The organism is Tenacibaculum aestuariivivum, assembly GCF_964507685.1.
Taxonomy (GTDB): Bacteria; Bacteroidota; Bacteroidia; order Flavobacteriales; family Flavobacteriaceae; genus Polaribacter; species Polaribacter aestuariivivum.
Window position 1 is genome coordinate 212,470 of the sequence record NZ_OZ208414.1, and the last position, 17,753, is coordinate 230,222.

17 protein-coding genes are annotated in these 17,753 nt (G+C 29.7%); 9 read left to right on the top strand and 8 right to left on the bottom strand.

Annotated features, from left to right (window positions below):
- The first annotated feature begins 16 nt into the window (after positions 1-16).
- Positions 17-1,579 carry a DEAD/DEAH box helicase gene (locus ACN5J4_RS00845; RefSeq protein ID WP_418650276.1) on the top strand — a complete coding sequence of 521 codons (1,563 nt, stop codon included), beginning with the start codon at positions 17-19 and terminating at the stop codon, positions 1,577-1,579.
- 122 nt (positions 1,580-1,701) lie between these two features.
- On the opposite strand, the gene fahA is transcribed toward ACN5J4_RS00845, so the two are convergent.
- The gene (gene fahA / locus ACN5J4_RS00850) at positions 1,702-2,985 is read right to left on the bottom strand and encodes a fumarylacetoacetase (protein WP_418650277.1); all 1,284 of its coding nucleotides are present in this window, start codon (positions 2,983-2,985) and stop codon (positions 1,702-1,704) included.
- 199 nt (positions 2,986-3,184) lie between these two features.
- Between fahA and glyA the strand changes: the two genes are divergently transcribed.
- A complete protein-coding gene (gene glyA / locus ACN5J4_RS00855) occupies positions 3,185-4,459 on the top strand; it encodes a serine hydroxymethyltransferase (protein ID WP_418650278.1) in 1,275 nt (424 codons plus the stop codon).
- Positions 4,460-4,549: 90 nt separating this feature from the next.
- Positions 4,550-5,788 carry a cation:proton antiporter gene (locus ACN5J4_RS00860; protein WP_418650279.1) on the top strand — a complete coding sequence of 413 codons (1,239 nt, stop codon included), beginning with the start codon at positions 4,550-4,552 and terminating at the stop codon, positions 5,786-5,788.
- 47 nt (positions 5,789-5,835) lie between these two features.
- Here the strand turns inward: ACN5J4_RS00860 and rmuC are convergent, their stop codons facing one another.
- The gene (rmuC, locus tag ACN5J4_RS00865; RefSeq protein ID WP_418650280.1) at positions 5,836-7,179 is read right to left on the bottom strand and encodes a DNA recombination protein RmuC; all 1,344 of its coding nucleotides are present in this window, start codon (positions 7,177-7,179) and stop codon (positions 5,836-5,838) included.
- A 102-nt stretch (positions 7,180-7,281) separates the two neighbouring features.
- Here rmuC and ACN5J4_RS00870 point away from each other — a divergent pair, with 102 nt between their 5' ends.
- The 6 genes from ACN5J4_RS00870 (at position 7,282) to ACN5J4_RS00895 (ending at position 12,418) form a co-directional block, all read left to right on the top strand.
- Positions 7,282-7,833 carry a lysophospholipid acyltransferase family protein gene (locus tag ACN5J4_RS00870; RefSeq protein ID WP_418650281.1) on the top strand — a complete coding sequence of 184 codons (552 nt, stop codon included), beginning with the start codon at positions 7,282-7,284 and terminating at the stop codon, positions 7,831-7,833.
- Between the two features lie 75 nt (positions 7,834-7,908).
- On the top strand, positions 7,909-9,234 hold the full coding sequence (locus ACN5J4_RS00875) for a DEAD/DEAH box helicase (RefSeq protein ID WP_418650282.1): 1,326 nt from the start codon (positions 7,909-7,911) through the stop codon (positions 9,232-9,234).
- A gap of 79 nt (positions 9,235-9,313) precedes the next feature.
- Positions 9,314-9,505 (top strand): cold-shock protein, encoded by a 192-nt coding sequence (locus ACN5J4_RS00880; protein ID WP_418650283.1) that lies wholly within the window; start codon positions 9,314-9,316, stop codon positions 9,503-9,505.
- A gap of 253 nt (positions 9,506-9,758) precedes the next feature.
- Positions 9,759-10,220, top strand: a complete 462-nt coding sequence (locus ACN5J4_RS00885; protein ID WP_418650284.1) for a cold-shock protein — start codon at positions 9,759-9,761, stop codon at positions 10,218-10,220.
- A gap of 398 nt (positions 10,221-10,618) precedes the next feature.
- Entirely contained in the window at positions 10,619-12,154 is a 1,536-nt protein-coding gene (locus tag ACN5J4_RS00890) for an SDR family NAD(P)-dependent oxidoreductase (RefSeq protein ID WP_418650285.1), read from the top strand.
- Positions 12,155-12,226: 72 nt separating this feature from the next.
- On the top strand, positions 12,227-12,418 hold the full coding sequence (locus ACN5J4_RS00895; protein WP_271231993.1) for a cold-shock protein: 192 nt from the start codon (positions 12,227-12,229) through the stop codon (positions 12,416-12,418).
- A gap of 214 nt (positions 12,419-12,632) precedes the next feature.
- Here ACN5J4_RS00895 and ACN5J4_RS00900 read toward each other — a convergent pair whose 3' ends face one another.
- From ACN5J4_RS00900 to ACN5J4_RS00925, 6 genes are all read right to left on the bottom strand, one after another.
- Complete coding sequence (locus ACN5J4_RS00900) at positions 12,633-13,439, bottom strand: type 1 glutamine amidotransferase domain-containing protein (RefSeq protein WP_418650286.1); 807 nt, start codon at positions 13,437-13,439, stop codon at positions 12,633-12,635.
- 31 nt (positions 13,440-13,470) lie between these two features.
- Entirely contained in the window at positions 13,471-14,631 is a 1,161-nt protein-coding gene (locus ACN5J4_RS00905; protein ID WP_418650287.1) for an iron-containing alcohol dehydrogenase, read from the bottom strand.
- Between the two features lie 68 nt (positions 14,632-14,699).
- Positions 14,700-15,695, bottom strand: coding sequence for an NADP-dependent oxidoreductase (locus tag ACN5J4_RS00910; RefSeq protein WP_418650288.1), 996 nt, complete (start codon positions 15,693-15,695; stop codon positions 14,700-14,702).
- A gap of 76 nt (positions 15,696-15,771) precedes the next feature.
- Positions 15,772-16,404, bottom strand: a complete 633-nt coding sequence (locus tag ACN5J4_RS00915) for an NAD(P)H-dependent oxidoreductase (RefSeq protein ID WP_418650289.1) — start codon at positions 16,402-16,404, stop codon at positions 15,772-15,774.
- A gap of 14 nt (positions 16,405-16,418) precedes the next feature.
- Positions 16,419-17,081 (bottom strand): nucleoside-diphosphate sugar epimerase, encoded by a 663-nt coding sequence (locus ACN5J4_RS00920; RefSeq protein WP_418650290.1) that lies wholly within the window; start codon positions 17,079-17,081, stop codon positions 16,419-16,421.
- A gap of 1 nt (position 17,082) precedes the next feature.
- Positions 17,083-17,667, bottom strand: a complete 585-nt coding sequence (locus tag ACN5J4_RS00925; protein WP_418650291.1) for a TetR/AcrR family transcriptional regulator — start codon at positions 17,665-17,667, stop codon at positions 17,083-17,085.
- Between the last annotated feature and the right edge of the window lie 86 nt (positions 17,668-17,753).

Here is a 17,753-nt window from a genome sequence, read left to right on the forward strand (position 1 = left end):
ACAAAAAAGCATAAAATTGAGCAACGAAACCACATCTACAAAAAAAACAATAGGAAAAAATTTATATGATTACCAAAAAGAAGCATTATTTAAAATATTTAAAAGTTTTGAAAATGCCCCTGAAAATTATCATTTACTATATCAATTGCCAACCGGTGGAGGTAAAACAGTAATATTTTCAGAAATTACACGTCAGTTTATAAAGCATTATCAAAAAAAGGTGTTAATAATGACACACCGAATTGAATTATGTAAACAAACTGCCAAAATGCTTGGTGAGTTTGGTGTTGAAAATAAAATAATTGATAGTAAGGCTGACTTAGATGATCAAGATAAATACGATTGTTTCGTTGCAATGGTTGAAACACTTAACAATCGTTTAAATGACGAAATGTTAGATATTTCAGATGTTGGTTTGGTTATTATTGATGAAGCACATTATAATTCATTTACAAAATTATTTAAGTTTTTTGATAAATCATTCGTACTTGGTGTTACTGCAACACCGCTAAGTTCAAATATCAAATTACCTATGAAAGATAATTATGATGATTTAATAGCTGGAGAAAGCATTGGTACTTTAATTCAAAATGAATATTTAGCTAAAGCAAATGTGTTTTCATATAATGTCGGATTAACATCTTTAGAAATAGGAGCAAATGGAGATTATACTGTAAAATCATCTGAAGATTTATATACAAATACAGATATGCTATCTAAGCTTTTACAAGCTTATGAAGAGAGAGCTAAAGGAACTAAAACATTAATTTTTAATAACGGAATTAACACCTCACTTCATGTATATGATACTTTTAAAAAAGCAGGATATCCTATTGCACATTTAGATAATACTAATACAAAAAAAGAACGAGATTTTATTTTAAAATGGTTTCATAAAACACCTAATGCTATTATAACCTCTGTAAGTATTTTAACAACAGGGTTTGATGAGCCTTCGGTAAAATCAATTATTTTAAACAGGGCTACAAAATCATTAACACTTTATTATCAAATGATTGGTAGAGGTTCTCGTATTTTAAAAGGAAAATCTGATTTTAATGTAATTGATTTAGGAAATAACTTTCACCGTTTTGGTCCTTGGGGAGCCGATTTAGATTGGCACAAAATGTTTAGAGCTCCTAATTTTTATTTAGATAATTTATTATCAGATGAAGAAATAGAAAATGAATTTAGATACGAATTACCTGCTGATGTTAAAAAAGAATTTTCAAAAACTAAAGATGAAGATTTATATTTTGACGTAAAAAAGGTATACGTTGATACTATTCAAGCAGGGCAATCTTCTAAAAAAGTACTAGAAAAATCAATAGAGCATCATGCTAAAATTTGTATTGAAAATAGTGAAGATATTTTTGATGCTTTAATTTTAGCTAAAAAATTAGGAGGTGAAATAGATGATAGAATACATAGATACTCTAAATGTATTTGTAAATCAACACATAATTTTATAGATTGGCTACAAGATGATTACCGAAAAAAATTAAACTCATATTTACGTGCTAATTTCGATGAAGTTTATGAAGATATTTTTGGTTACCCACCACCAGAAGAAGAGTAGTTTTGTAAAAATAAAAAAACCATTTCTAGCGAAATGGTTTTTTTATTTTTAAACTAATAGAGTAATTTTTTTTAATGTAAACTGAATTAGTTTTAGTATTATTTTGCTTGTATTATAAATATTTAAAAATCAAAAGCAGGTAAAACCTTAGCTTTACATTCACCAAAACCAATACGAACTTTTTCATTTTGAGCATAGCCTGTCATTGTAACAGTATCAAAATCGTTAATAAATTTACGAGTTGTACCGTCATTCATTTTTAATGGATTTTGACCATTCCAAGTTAACTCTAACATAGACCCAAAACTGTCTTTTGTAGGTCCAGATATGGTTCCAGACCCCATTAAATCACCAGCATTTATAGGGCAACCATTTATAGTGTGGTGTGCTAATTGTTGCGCCATTGTCCAGTACATATACTTAAAGTTTGAGTTACAAACTATAGTTTCTTCTTTTCCTTCTGGTTTAATAGCCATTTGTAAATTTATATCTAAACTATCTTTTCCTTCTTTTTTAAGATATGGTAAAGGTTCGTATACTTGTTTAGGGCTATCAACTCTAAAAGGCTGTAAAGCATCTAAGGTAACAATCCAAGGGGATATGGTTGATGCAAAATTTTTACCTAAAAAAGGACCTAAAGGTGCATATTCCCAAGCTTGAATATCACGAGCAGACCAATCATTCAATAAAACCAAACCAAAAATATATTCATCTGTTTCATCAATAGCAATTCTATCACCTAAATCATTAGCAACGGTAGTTATAAAAGCCATTTCTAATTCAAAATCTAATAATTTTGATGGACCAAAATTTGGTGTTTTTTCTCCTTTATTAGGTTTTTGTTGTCCTACAGGACGACGGATAGGAGTTCCTGAAGGAATTATAGATGAACTTCTTCCGTGATAACCAATGGGTATATGTAACCAATTAGGAAGTAATGCATTTTCTGGATCACGAAATAATGAACCAACATTAGTAGCATGCTCTTTACTAGCGTAAAAATCAGTATAATCTCCTACGGCTACAGGAAGCTGCATTTCAACATCTTCCATTCTAAAAATCACTTTGTCTTTATGTGCAGCATTGTCACGTAATTTACCATTAGTAACATCAAAAATGTCAGCAATTTTATTACGCACTAAACGCCAGGTTTTACGGCCGTCAGCAATAAAATCATTTAAAGTATCCTGTAAAAAAATATCATCAGTTAAAGGAATGTCATCAAAATAACCTAATTGATGTAAAGCGCCTAAATCAATTGCAAAATTACCAATACGAGTACCAATAGTAATAATATCATCTTTGGTTATGAAAACACCAAAAGGAATGTTTTGAATAGGGAAATCAGAGTTTTTATCAACACTCAACCAAGATTTTCTATTAGGATTATTAGCTGTTATTTTCATTTAAATAGTTGTATTTATTTAAATTCAAACCTACATATTATTTCAATTAAAACCAATACGTAAAGTAAAAAAGGAATAAAATAATATAAAATTTACTAAGATAGTATTGAGTTTAATTTACTATTAAAAATAGATGAAAATTGCATAAACTTTCAATAATAAAATTATTACATTTGGCTACTTATTATAATAATACAATATGCAGAAAGATCATCAAATATTCGATTTAATTCAAGAAGAAAAAGAACGTCAGCTTAATGGCTTGGAATTAATTGCTTCTGAAAACTTTGTAAGTGAGCAGGTAATGGAAGCTCAAGGTTCTATTTTAACTAATAAATACGCAGAAGGATATCCGGGTAAGCGCTATTATGGTGGGTGTGAAGTTGTAGATGTTGTAGAACAAATAGCAATTGACAGAGCAAAAGAGTTATTTGGAGCTGCGTATGTAAATGTTCAACCACATTCAGGATCACAAGCAAATACTGCTGTTTTTGCAGCTTGTTTAAATCCTGGAGATACTATTTTAGGCTTTGACCTATCTCACGGAGGGCATTTAACACACGGATCTTCAGTGAATTTTTCAGGTAAATTATATAACCCTGTTTTTTATGGTGTGCATAAAGAAACTGGATTAATTGATTATAACCATTTAGAAGCACAAGCTAAAGAGCATCAACCAAAATTAATTATTGCAGGTGCTTCAGCGTATTCTCGTGATATTGATTTTAAAAAATTTAGAGAAGTTGCTGATAGTGTAGGTGCTATATTAATGGCAGATATTTCACACCCAGCAGGTTTAATAGCTAAAGGAATATTATCTGATCCAATTCCTCACTGTCATATAGTAACTACTACTACGCATAAAACTTTAAGAGGACCGCGTGGAGGAATGATTATGATTGGTGAAGATTTTGATAACCCTTTTGGACTAAAATTAAAATCAGGAAAATTAAAAAAAATGTCAACTTTAATAAATTCTGCTGTTTTTCCAGGAAATCAAGGAGGTCCTTTAGAGCATGTTATTGCTGCAAAAGCGGTAGCTTTTGGTGAAGCATTAACAGATGAGTTTTTAGAATACCAAATTCAAGTAAAAGAAAATGCACAAGCAATGGCTAAAGCCTTTGTTGCAAAAGGATACAATATTATTTCAGGAGGAACAGACAATCATATGATGTTGATTGATTTAAGAAATAAAAATATAACAGGTAAAGATGCAGAAATTGCTTTAGGTAAAGCAGAAATTACTGTTAATAAAAACATGGTACCTTTTGATACAGAATCTCCTTTTGTAACTTCAGGTATTCGTATTGGAACGCCTGCAGTAACAACTAGAGGTTTGCAAGAGGAAGATATGGAAGCAGTTGTAAATTTGATTGATGAAGCGATTCAAAATGCTACCAATGATGAAAAATTAGCTCAAATTGGAGAGCAAGTACAGGATTTAATGCAACACCGAAGATTATTTGTAATGTAATTTGAAATTTAATTCGTTATAAAATTAAGATAAAAAAGCACCAATTTAGGTGCTTTTTTATTTTACATTTGATTTGTAATTTTTTTAACTATGGATGACGTTTACTTTATTTCAACAGTACTTATTTTTTTATCAGCAATATTCGGATATATAAATGTTCGTTTTTTAAAACTACCCAATACTATTGGATTAATGATTTTAACCATTTTATTTACGTTAGCTGTTCTTTTATTAAGTTATTATGATCCTACGTTATTAAATTTAGAAAAATCAATTATATCAAAAATAGATTTCAAAACATTATTACTAGATGAAATGTTAAGTTTCTTGCTTTTTGCGGGTGCTTTACATACTAATTTTGATCAGTTAAAAATACAGCGTTGGCCAATACTATTGTTTTCAACGTTAGGGGTATTAACTTCTACTTTTTTAGTAGGTATTGTAATGTTTTTTGCTTTACAACTTATCGGACTAGAAGTAAGTTTTATTCATTGTTTATTATTCGGAGCATTAATTTCACCAACCGATCCAATTGCTGTTTTAGGTATTTTAAAAAAAGCAGGAGTTCCTAAAAAATTAGAAACAAAAATAGTAGGAGAATCTCTTTTTAATGATGGAGTAGGTGTAGTAATATTTTTAACTATTTATAAAATAGCAGAATCAGGCACAGCTAATGTTAGTGTTACTGATGTTTTACAGCTTTTTGGTCAAGAAGTAATTGGTGGAATTGGTATTGGGCTTATTTTAGGTTGGATTACGTATCGTTTATTAAAATCTATAGATGATTTTGATATTGAGGTAATTATAACTTTAGCAACGGTAATGGGAGGTACTGTATTATGTCATAAATTTCATTTATCAGCCCCTTTAGCAATGGTTACAGCAGGTTTAATAGTAGGTAATGATACTGTAAGAGAACACTCTATGTCTGAAACAACAGAAAAGTATGTTGATAAATTTTGGGAATTACTAGATATTCTTTTAAACGCCGTTTTATTTGTATTAATAGGTATGGAAATGTTAATGTTAGTTATAGAAGGTAAATTTGTATTAGCAGGTTTATTAGCAATACCTATTTGCTTAATATGCCGTTATGCATCTTTATTTTTACCCATAAAATTATTTGAAAACAAGTTAGATTTTGTAAAAAATACCGATGTTATTATGACTTGGGGAGGTTTACGAGGAGGAATATCTATAGCTTTAGCCCTAGGGTTATCAGTAACAATGGAAAGAGATTTGTTTTTAGTAATTACTTATATAGTAGTTGTTTTTTCTATTATAGCGCAAGGCCTAACGGTAGATAAATTAGTAAAAAAACTAAAATAATAATGTTTTGAAATTATAACAATGAAAAAAGCTAAAAGAATATTCTTTTAGCTTTTTTCATTTGCTCTTTCTACAATATTTGCGGGTAATATTTTTTTAGCTTTAGCTCCCATTTTCTTTAACTTTTCTACACTATTAATAAGGTTTCCTCTACCTTCAACTAATTTATTCATGGCGCTATTATAATCTGTTTTAGTGGCATCAATTTTTTTTCCAATTCCTATTAAATCCTGTAATAATCCTTCAAATTTATCATATAAAGCTCCTGCTTGTCTAGCTATTTCTAAAGCATTTCGTTGTTGTTTTTCATTATTCCACATAGTATCAATAGTGCGTAATGTTGCTAAAAGAGTAGTAGGAGTAACAATAACTATATTTTTTTCAAAGGCTTTATTGTATAGTGAGTTATCTTGATTTAATGCAATAGCAAAAGCAGGTTCAATAGGTATAAAAAGTAATACAAAATCAGGAGATTCAATTTTATAAAGATCTTCGTATTTTTTTTCAGACAATTGTATAACATGACGTTTTAAAGAATTTAAGTGATCCTTTAAAAAACGCTCTCTCTCTAAATCATCATCTGTATTTATATATTGTTCGTAAGCAGTAAGCGATACTTTAGCATCAACAATCATTTTTTTATTATCTGGTAAATGAATAACAACATCTGGTAAAACACGTTTACCTTCATCATTGATAAATGATTGTTGTACAAAATATTCTCTATTTTTTTCTAAACCTGATTTTTCTAAAACACGTTCTAATACTAATTCTCCCCAATTTCCTTGAATTTTATTATCACCTTTTAATGCTTTTGTTAGGTTTATAGTTTCTTTACTCATTTGTAAATTAATTTCTTTTAAACCAACAATTTGCTGACGTAAAGCCGAATGATAATCAATACTTTCTTTATGAGTTTTATCAACTTTATCTTCAAATGTTTTTATTTTTTCTTGTAAAGGGTTTAAAATATTTTGAATATTCTCTTTGTTTTGAATAGTAAATTTATTAGACTTTTCATCTAATATTTTATTTGCTAAATTCTCAAACTCTTTAGTAAATTTATCTTGTAATTTTTCTACCTCATTTTTATTATCATTTAATTTTAATTGAATATTTTTTAACTCTTCATTCTTTCTAGCTAATTCAATACTTAAAAACTCTTTTTCTCGTCTAATTACTTCCGTTTCATTTGTATTTTCTTTTAAACGATTTTGAAAAATAGTTATTTGTGTTTCTAAATTAGAAATAGTTATTTTTTGAATAGATATATTTTTTTCAAAATCGCTAATTAATTGTTTCATCTTTAATTTAGAAAAAAGAGAACCAATAATAAAACCAATTATTAAGGTAAAAAAAGCTATAAAACTAATTAAAATTGATGAATCCATAAGAGTATTGTATTTTTAAGCCAAACAAATATAAAGTAACATTAGGTAATTTTGTTTGATTTTCATGTAGAAAACCGTATTATTAATGCTCATAATTTATAGATGATATCTAAATTTATATTTACAAAGATTTTAGGTTGGAAATTTAATGGAGAATTTCCAAAAGAGTTAAATAAATACGTGCTAATTGGTGCACCTCATACAAGTTGGAAAGACTTTTTTATAGGGTTATTTTCAAAAACAATTACAGGCACAAAACTTAATTTTGTAGGAAAAAAAGCATTATTTAAACCTCCATTTGGTTTTATATTTAAAGCACTTGGTGGTACTCCTATTGATAGAAGTAAAAGCACCAATGTTGTTGAAGCAATTATTAAAGTTTTTAATAATAACGATGAGTTTCGATTAGCAATATCACCAGAAGGAACTAGGCAATTTGTTGATAAATGGAAAACAGGTTTTTATTATATAGCACAAGGTGCAAATGTACCTATTGTAATGTTTGGTTTCGATTTTGAAAATAAAGAAGTAAAACTTTCAAAACCTTTTTACCCTACGGGAGATATGAAAGCTGATTTTGATCATTTTTATCAATTTTATAAAAATATTAAAGGAGCAAAGCCTGAATTATTTAATAATCAATCTTTTTTATAATTTCTGATAAAAAACTAAAATAAAAAGAAGTGTATTTCCTAAAAACTGTGATTATCTTTGCAAAAAAATATTTTTATGCCAAAACAGTTTTCAGATTTAGGAATTAATCAAAAATTACAACAGCGTTTAGTTGATTTAAAAATTACTGTTCCAACAGATGTACAAGAAAAAACGATACCTGTTATTCTAAATCAAAAAGAAGATATAGTTGTTTTAGCTAAAACAGGAACAGGTAAAACCGCTGCTTTTGGTTTACCTTTATTACAACTTATTGATACAAAAAATACAGCAATACAAACTTTAATATTAGCTCCTACAAGAGAATTAGGGCAACAGATTTATAATAACTTAGTTTCTTTTTCTACAAACTCTGAAGTAAGTATTGCTTCTTTATGTGGTGGTATACCTATAAAACCTCAAATAGAACGTTTAAAAACAACTACTCATATTGTAGTCGCTACACCAGGTCGTTTGGTTGATTTGGTAAAACGTGGCGCTATAAACATAAAAAATATAAATAATTTTGTTTTAGATGAAGCTGATGAAATGATAAGCGCTTTAAAAGACGAAGTTGATACTATTATAAAAAGTATTCCTGAAACTAGAAGAACATTATTATTTACAGCAACTATGTCTGGTGTAATTAAGCAATTAGTTCAAAACTATATGTCTAAAAATGTTATGCATATAGTAGCTGATATGAAAACGATTGGTCATCAAGGTATCGAGCATCAATATGTAGTAGTACAACCTATAGAAAAGTTAGAAGTGTTATTACATTTTTTAAACTCTAAAGAAGGGCAGCGTGGTATAATATTTTGTAAAACAAAAGCAGCTGTTAATAAATTAGCAAAAAACTTAGCAATTAATAAATTCTCATCAGGAGCTATTCATGGTAGCTTAACCCAAGGTATTCGAGACCGTATTATGGGCCAATTTAGAGAAGGATATATAAATATATTAGTAGCAACTGATTTAGCTGCTCGTGGTATTGATGTAAAAGAAGTATCATACGTTATTAATTACCATTTACCAGATACGTATGACACTTATGTACATAGAAGTGGAAGAACAGCAAGGGCAGGAGCAAAAGGACTTTCGTTAACCATTATTCAGCAAGAAGAGGTTGAGCAAATAGCTGATTTTGAAAAAGAGTTAGGAATTGTTTTTAAGTCTTTTAAAAAGGCTGATGCTAAAAGTATTGAAGAAAATAATGGTTTAATTTGGGCTAAAAAAATATTTAAGACAAAACCTAATAGAGCTGTTTCAGAAGATTTTAAGGCAAAAATAAAAACAATTTTTCATCACTTAACAAAAGAGGAATTAGTTGATAAAATATTAGCAAATTACTTAGCTGAATCAGGTGTTGGAAGTACTAAAACTGAAAAAAATAAAAAATAAAACAATAATTATGTATCATATGTGAAAATATGGTAGCATCTTTGCAAACAGATAAGTATATAAATTTAATTACATTATAATGAATAAAGGAATAGTAAAATTTTTCAACGACACTAAAGGTTTTGGTTTTATTACTGAAGAAGGAGTAAAAAAAGATCATTTTGTACACGTTTCAGGATTAATCGATGAAATTCGTGAGGGTGACGAAGTTGAATTTGAATTAGAAGAAGGTAACAAAGGCTTAAATGCTGTTAACGTAAAAGTTATTTAATAATATACTTCAAGTTTTAAAAGTCCATCACTCTTGATGGACTTTTTTATTTACTTATCTACGTAAAAAACATTTAATATTTTTAATATATTAGGTTTGAATCTAATATTGTGAAAAATAAATGTAAAAAAACACAAAAAAACAACATAATTTAGGTATATTGGGGCAATTGTAATAAAGTATCTTTAAAAAGGTACCTTATATCCTTACTCTAAATTAAAACTAGTATTATAATTCTATATTAATTAATCTTATGGCAAAATCTCAGCAATCATTTAATAAGAATGAAAAAGAGAAAAAGCGTTTAAAAAAACGTGAAGATAAACGAAAGAAAATGGAAGCCCGAAAGGCTGATATAAGAGAAAATGGTTCTACAGGAATTGAATTTGCATATACTGATGCATACGGAAATTTAAGTGACACTCCTCCAGATCCAACTCAGAAATTAGAAATAAATTTAGAAGACATTCAAGTAAGTGTTCCTAAAACATTAGAGAGCGATAAAGAAGCTTTTGACCCTGTTAGAAAAGGAACTGTTTCCTTCTTTGATTCTTCTAAAGGTTTTGGTTTCATTATCGATTCTGCAGATCAAGAAAAATACTTTACACATGTAAGTGGTATTATTGATCAAATTTCTGAAAACGACAAAGTAAGCTTTGAGCTTGAAAAAGGAATGAAAGGAATGAATGCAGTAAAAGTAACTTTAGTTAAGTAATTGAGGTATCAAACTTATTTAATACTTTTATTTTTTTAATAAAAAAGAGGTTAACCTTAAGGTTAATCTCTTTTTTATTAAAAAAATAAATAAACTTCAATTACTTAGCCCTGATTGAAGTATTTATTTGAACTCCTTGCAGAAAGCGAGTATGAAAAGCGGAGAATAGCTTCAAAAAAATGGAAAAAAAACTAACAAGTAAAATAGTTACTGAAATAATACCAAATAAAAATTTTATTTTAAAAAATATGTGGTAAAAAGTGCTTTTTTAAGCTAATATTTAAAAAATTGACTAAAAAAAGGTAATTTCGCTTCAACTATAAAGTAGCAGTAAAACACACATTACTTTATAACAAAAAACATACATAAACAGCTAAAAATTAAAAATGTAGTTTAATATGAGTGAACAAAAATTAAATATAGATGTAACATCTTGTATTGCTACACTCGAACAATTATTAACGGATACAAATCAGCTTTTTGAGTTACCTGAAGCACAAAGAGTTGCTTTATTTAAAGCAGCAGGAGCATTAACCCGTCCTAATCGTACCGAATTTGAACGCAGACGAAAGGATGCTAAAAAGGCTGCAAAACGCAAAATGATAGCTAAAGATACGCATGCCCGAAAAACTACAGGAATTCGTTCGGCAAGAGAATCAGCATTATTTGTTGCTCCAAAATTATTAGCCGCTGCCGATTTATCCGAAGATACTTTAGAATTAGAATCGCCAAGAAACTGCTACGTTTGTAAAACTGTTTATACAAAATTGCACCATTTTTATGATACAATGTGTAAAGATTGTGGCGATTTAAATTACGCAAAACGTTTTCAAATCACTGATTTAAAAGATCAGGTTGCTGTAATTACAGGATCTCGTTTAAAAATTGGATATCATATTACGTTAATGTTATTGCGTTCGGGAGCAAGGGTTGTTGCTACAACGCGTTTTCCTGCGGACTCTGCAATTCGTTTTTCTAAAGAAGAAGATTATAAAGAATGGAGCGACCGTTTACATATTCACGGGCTTGATTTACGTCATATTCCAAGTGTAGAAATTTTTTGTAATTATATTGAGCAAAAATACGATCGTTTAGATATTTTAATTAATAATGCTGCACAAACCGTAAGACGACCTTCAGGTTTTTACTTCCATTTAATGGAAAATGAAAAATTACCTGTTGATAAGCTTCCAAAGTTAGCTCAAAAGTTATTAAAAGATCATGTGAGCTGTTTAGAAGAGTTATCAAGCTTAAGTGTTCCTACGGATAAAACTAGTAAAAATAACGTATTACCAGTTACATGGCATGGTCCGGAACCTGGTATTGGTTTGCGTAATTCGGCAGCATTATCTCAAATACCATATAGTTTTGACAACTCATTGCAAACAGCCGAAGTATTTCCAGAAGGTGAATTAGATGCCGATTTACAGCAAGTAGATTTAAGAAAAACGAATAGTTGGCGTTTGCGTTTAGGTGAAATTGAAACTACCGAAATGGTAGAAGTACAGTTAGTAAATGCTGTTGCACCGTTTGTATTGTGTAATCGTTTATCTAATTTAATGATGAAAGAAAATACTGGTAAGAAGCATATTATCAATGTAACAGCAATGGAAGGTAAGTTTCACCGCTTTAAAAAAGTAGATAGGCATCCGCATACCAATATGGCAAAAGCAGCTTTAAATATGTTAACGCATACTTCAGCATCAACTTTTGCAAAATCGGGTATTTATATGAATGCCGTGGATACAGGTTGGGTTACTGATGAAGATCCTGCGGAATTATCAAAAAAGAAAGTAGAAACACACGATTTTCAGCCACCTTTAGATATTGTTGATGGTGCGGCACGTGTTATGGATCCATTAATTGATGGTATAAATACAGGAAAACATTGGTCTGGTAAGTTCTTAAAAGATTATTTTCCTATTGATTGGTAGGAGTTTTATAGTTTCTGGCATCATCTTTGCATTCTAGTTAGTAATTATTAAAATATTAAATAGAGTAACATTATGAGTATAGGAACAGTAAAATTTTTCAACGAAACAAAAGGATTTGGATTTATTACAGAAGAAGGAGTTGAAAAAGACCACTTTGTACACATTTCAGGATTAATCGATGAGATTAGAGAAGGTGACGAAGTTGAATTTGATTTAGAAGAAGGTAAGAAAGGACCAAATGCAGTGAACGTAAAAGTGATTTAAGCATATATCTTTTTAAGTTATAAAAAAAGCCTATCATAATGATGGGCTTTTTACTTTTTATAAAATGATCAAAAAAGAAAATATTTTTATTTGAAGTAATTTCCCGCTTTCCGCACTCGCTTTTTTTATTTTTTCGAAAATAAAAAAACAAAAAAGAGCTCAAACAAAGCTTCAATCGGGGCTAGGCATTTTTACTTCATTTTAAAAATTGAAATTATTTTAAGCTTTCTAATAATTTAGCAGCAACTAATTCTGAAGATGCTGGGTTTTGACCTGTAATTAAATTACCATCTTGTATTGCATAAGCATTCCAATCTTCTTTTTTAGAATAGATTCCACCATTTTTAGTTAACATATCTTCTACTAAAAAAGGAACAACATCAGTAAGACCAACGGCAGCTTCTTCTGTATTTGTAAAACCTGTTACTTTTTTACCGTTTACTAAAAATGAACCATCTGCATTTTTTACTTCTTTTAAAGCGGCAGGAGCATGGCATACAAAAGCAATCGGTTTCTTTTGATTGTTGAATTCTTCAATTAAAGCAATTGATGTTTTATCAGTAGCTAAATCCCATAAAGGTCCGTGTCCTCCAGGGTAGAAAACAGCATCAAAATCATTAACATTGATATTTGCTAATACCTTTGTATTTGCAATTTTAGCTTTTGCAGCGTCATCTTTATTAAAACGCTCTGTATCTTGAGTAGCAGCATCAGGCGAATCACTACTTGGGTCAATGGGAGCAGCGCCACCTTTTGGCGTTGCAATAGTAATTGTTGCGCCTTTATCTAACAAAGCATAATATGGATTGGCAAATTCTTCTACCCAAAACCCTGTTTTTTTATCAGTATTCCCTAATTTATCATGCGATGTTAAAACAAATAATATGTTCATTTTTTTAGATTTCTTTACGGTTATTTTTTCTTCCGAAGCAATTTTAGAAGAAGCTGTTTTTTTAGCATCTTTACAACTTGATGCGGTAATCATAGTAAGCACAATGGCTACTGTTTGTAATATTTTCATATAGATAAAGATAATTAAGTTTAAGTAACGTTTAATACGCCATTTCAACTATTTCTTTCACCTTTTCTGGTGATAAAGATTGATGTTCTCCTAAACCTAACCAACCACGTTCTGTAAAACGAGTAGCTATTTTTTCAGCAGTTCCTTCATAATCTTTTGTGTAATCAGATAATTTGGTATCAATACCTAATTCATGGAAAAAAGCAACTGTTTTTTCAATAGCAAGCCTTGCTTTTTCATCCGTATAACCTGTGGTAATATTCCAAACACGTTCACCATATTGTGCTAATTTTTCTTTTTTAGCTTCAAAATTAAAAGTGTAATGGCTTGGCGCAATAATAGCTAAGGTACGTGCATGGTCAATACCAAATAAAGCCGTTAATTCATGACCAATAGCATGAACTGCCCAATCACCAGGAACTCCTTGTTGTATCAATCCATTTAATGCCATGGTACAACTCCACATATAATTTGAGGCTGCTTTATAATCCGTAGGATCTTTTAAAACCTTTGGAGCAACTTCAATAATGGTTTGTAAAATGCTTTCTGCAAAACGATCTTGTAATAAAGCACCTACAGAATAGGTCATATATTGCTCTAAAACGTGTGTAAAAGCATCGGCTAAACCATTTGCTATTTGACGTTTTGGAATAGAGGTAATTACTTGTGGGTCTAACACTGAAAATTCAGGAAACAAACCAGGACCACCCATAGCAAGTTTTTCTTTGGTTTCTCTTCGGGTAATTACAGCACCAGAATTCATTTCAGAACCTGTTGCAGGCATTGTTAAAACCGTTCCAAAAGGCATTCCTTTTTCAGTTCTAATGTTTTTAGTTAAAATATCCCAAGGGTTTTCACCATCGTATAGTGCAGCAGCAGATAAAAATTTAGTTCCATCGATAACAGAACCACCACCAACAGCTAATAAATACGTGATTTTTTGGTCTTTAATTACTTTTAAAGCGTCTAAGAGTAACGAATATTCTGGATTTGCAGGAATCCCGCCAAACTCAACAACTTCAACAGTTTTTAAAGCTTCTTTTACTTGGTTGTAAACGCCATTTTTTTTGATACTTCCGCCACCAAAAAGGAGTAAGACTTTTGCATCTTTAGGAATTTGTGTTGTTATTTCTTTTATAGTATCCTTTCCAAAGATAATTTTGGTTGGATTTTTAAATTGAAAATTATTCATCTTTTAATTTTTTAGTTTTTTGTTAATTAAATTTGATGTGATATGTGTGTTTAGTTAGATTGTTACTATTATATTTTAACAATCATTTTACCTTTATTTTTACCTTCAAATAAATTAATAAAAGCGGTTGGAATGTTCTCAAAACCATTTACAATAGTTTCGATATAGGTTATTTTTCCTTCGGATAACCATGCTGATAATTGTTCCATTGCTTCAGGGAATTTATCGGTATAATTAGACACAATAAATCCTTGCATTAAGGCGCTATTTTTCACTAAAAAAGGCTGTACACTTATACTTTTTGGAGTTTCAGTACTATTATATACTGATATCGCACCACAAACAATGATTCTAGCAAATCGATTAATATTAAATAAAACGGCATCAGATATTTCACCACCAACATTATCAAAATAAATATCGACACCATTTGGCGCTAGTTTTTTAATTGTTCCGTTGATATCTTTATTGGTATTATAATTAATACCAGCATCGAAGCCAAATTTATTTTTTAGCATTTCAATTTTTTCGTCAGTTCCTGCAATACCGATAACACGAAGTCCTAAAATTTTCGCTATTTGTCCTACAATACTTCCAACAGCACCCGCAGCGCCTGAAACAACAATTGTTTCTCCTGCAACTGGTTTTCCGATTTCATACAAACCTAAATAAGCTGTTAAACCTGTCATTCCTAAAACTCCTAAATAGGCACTTAAAGGCGCTTTAGATTCCGATACTTTTAAAAGTCCTTCGCCATTAGAGATTTGTTGTGTTTTCCAGGCTAACATTCCTGATACAAAATCACCTACGGCAAAATCAGTATTTTTAGACGCAATTACTTTGGCTATAACACCAGATTGTATAGGTTTATTTAATTCAAAAGAAGGAATGTATGATTTTGCATCGCTCATTCTTCCTCTTAAATAGGGATCTACAGATACATAAGTTGTTTCTAAAAGGATTTCACCTGTATTAATTGTTGCTGTTTTACCTGAAACAACTTTAAAATCAGATAACTGAGGTTTACCAATTGGTCTTTTTTCTAATAAAATTATTTTATTCATCCTGTTTTTTTAGTTGATTTGATAAATTGATAAAGTTGCTTAAAGGCTTTTAATACGTTCTAATATATTACAAATATTACTCAATTACGGTTACTAATTCATTCATCGGTTTTCTAACTTTTACTAAGTTTACCAACCAATCTTCGTCTTCAGCTCTGTAACCTAGAGGAAGTAATACAGCACTGCGTAATCCTTTTTCACGTAAGTTTAAAATTTCATCAACAGCGGTAGGATCAAATCCTTCAATAGGCGTTGCATCAACTTGTTCATAAGCTGCGGCTGTAATGGCTTGTGAAAAAGCAATGTAAGCTTGTTTTGCTGCGTGATTAAAATTCTCTTCGGCATCTTTCTGCGGATACGTACTTAATAACATTTGACGGTAATTTTCCCATCCTTCGTTTTTAAAACCACGAATTTCGTTTGTTAAATCGAACATGTGATTAATTCTATCTTCGGTATAAGTATCCCAAGCAGCGAAAACAAGTAGGTGAGAGCAGTCAGTAATTACCGATTGATTCCAAGCAATAGGTCTAATTTTTTCTTTAATTTCTTGATTTTTAATCACAAAAATTTCGAAAGGTTGCAATCCGCTTGAGGTTGGTGCTAAACGTGCTGCTTCTAAAATACGTGTTACTTTTTCTTCAGCTACTTTTTTACCGTTCATTGCTTTAGTAGCGTATCTCCATTTTAATTTGTCTAATAATTCCATAGTTAGTTGCTAATTTATTTTAAGGATAATTTTTTTATTTTATTTGAAGTAATAATAACTTCAGTACTATTAGTATTGTTGGCTACATATAGCATTGCTTGAGCAATATTTTGAGCATCAATAATTTTATATTTCTTTAATTTACCTATAAAAATAGGCTGTATCAGTGTAAATATAACGAGTCCTAATTTTTCAAAGAAACGATGCTCTTCACGTTTTCCTCCAATTAATGCAGGCCTAAAAATAAAGGTGTTTTTTATTTTTTGGGTTAAAACATCATGTTCCATTTCTCCTTTAATTCTATTATAAAATATATTACTTTTAATATTTGCACCCATAGCTGAAATAACCAAAAAAGTAGGAATGTTATTTTCTTTTGATAAAATTGCTGCGTTTACCGGAATACCATAATCTATATTTTTGTAGCTGTTTTTATCTGGTGTTTTTTTTGCTGTGGTACCAATACAACAATACACTTCATCAGCAATAAATTTTTTTTTAAACTGATTTAATTCTAAAAGGTTACCTATAAATTGTGTTACTTTATTAGGAAGTCCTTCAATTTTAGAACGTGAAAATAATTTAATGCTTTTATAAGTATCATCTTTAATTAATTTATGTAATATGTGGTTACCAGTTAAACCTGTTGCACCTAGTATAATAGCTGTTTTTTTCATATTATTTACAAACTTTTATACTATTCCATGCAGATTGATATGCTTCTTCAATATGTGTTTTATCTAATGTAAAGGCACCACGTTTTTGTGATATCATTAAAAATGATAACGGATTTATGGCGTAAGCATATAATATATAATCAGATACTGGTTTAATAACTTCTTCTTTTTTACCACGACTCCAAAGATCGAGTAGGGGTTGTAAATGTTTAATACCCTGCTGTCTACTTAGCTCGTCAATTATTGGAGTGTTATCACACTGAGCTAAAAACATAGCATTTTCACATTCGTTTAATTTAAACTCAGCAATACGATTCCATATTACCTTAAAACCAGTTTCAATAGCCATATTTTCATTATATGTTTCAAAAGCATAATTAGTATATTTTGCTTTTACCTCTATATAGGTTTGGTTTACTAAATCTTGCTTGTTTTCAAAATACAAATAAATAGTAGCAGGCGATACATTTGCCATTTTTGCTATTTTACTCATTGGAGTTGCATGAAAACCATTATTATTAACCAATTCAATTGTTGCTTTTATAAGCGCATTTTTTTTATCAATACTTTTTTGAAGTTTAGCCATATTTTTTATTTATTTTACAAAGATATAAATTAAAAATGAATGTTCATTCTTTTTTAATTTATGTTTTTTATTAATTGAAATAAAAA

What these genes read in the sequence shown, in the direction of transcription:
- fahA (WP_418650277.1), bottom strand. Translation starts at nt 2,985, where the DNA reads ATGAAAATAACAGCTAATAATCCTAATAGAAAATCTTGGTTGAGTGTT.
- glyA (WP_418650278.1), top strand. Translation starts at nt 3,185, where the DNA reads ATGCAGAAAGATCATCAAATATTCGATTTAATTCAAGAAGAAAAAGAA.
- ACN5J4_RS00860 (WP_418650279.1), top strand. Translation starts at nt 4,550, where the DNA reads ATGGATGACGTTTACTTTATTTCAACAGTACTTATTTTTTTATCAGCA.
- rmuC (WP_418650280.1), bottom strand. Translation starts at nt 7,179, where the DNA reads ATGGATTCATCAATTTTAATTAGTTTTATAGCTTTTTTTACCTTAATA.
- ACN5J4_RS00870 (WP_418650281.1), top strand. Translation starts at nt 7,282, where the DNA reads ATGATATCTAAATTTATATTTACAAAGATTTTAGGTTGGAAATTTAAT.
- ACN5J4_RS00875 (WP_418650282.1), top strand. Translation starts at nt 7,909, where the DNA reads ATGCCAAAACAGTTTTCAGATTTAGGAATTAATCAAAAATTACAACAG.
- ACN5J4_RS00880 (WP_418650283.1), top strand. Translation starts at nt 9,314, where the DNA reads ATGAATAAAGGAATAGTAAAATTTTTCAACGACACTAAAGGTTTTGGT.
- ACN5J4_RS00885 (WP_418650284.1), top strand. Translation starts at nt 9,759, where the DNA reads ATGGCAAAATCTCAGCAATCATTTAATAAGAATGAAAAAGAGAAAAAG.
- ACN5J4_RS00890 (WP_418650285.1), top strand. Translation starts at nt 10,619, where the DNA reads ATGAGTGAACAAAAATTAAATATAGATGTAACATCTTGTATTGCTACA.
- ACN5J4_RS00895 (WP_271231993.1), top strand. Translation starts at nt 12,227, where the DNA reads ATGAGTATAGGAACAGTAAAATTTTTCAACGAAACAAAAGGATTTGGA.
- ACN5J4_RS00900 (WP_418650286.1), bottom strand. Translation starts at nt 13,439, where the DNA reads ATGAAAATATTACAAACAGTAGCCATTGTGCTTACTATGATTACCGCA.
- ACN5J4_RS00905 (WP_418650287.1), bottom strand. Translation starts at nt 14,631, where the DNA reads ATGAATAATTTTCAATTTAAAAATCCAACCAAAATTATCTTTGGAAAG.
- ACN5J4_RS00910 (WP_418650288.1), bottom strand. Translation starts at nt 15,695, where the DNA reads ATGAATAAAATAATTTTATTAGAAAAAAGACCAATTGGTAAACCTCAG.
- ACN5J4_RS00915 (WP_418650289.1), bottom strand. Translation starts at nt 16,404, where the DNA reads ATGGAATTATTAGACAAATTAAAATGGAGATACGCTACTAAAGCAATG.
- ACN5J4_RS00920 (WP_418650290.1), bottom strand. Translation starts at nt 17,081, where the DNA reads ATGAAAAAAACAGCTATTATACTAGGTGCAACAGGTTTAACTGGTAAC.
- ACN5J4_RS00925 (WP_418650291.1), bottom strand. Translation starts at nt 17,667, where the DNA reads ATGGCTAAACTTCAAAAAAGTATTGATAAAAAAAATGCGCTTATAAAA.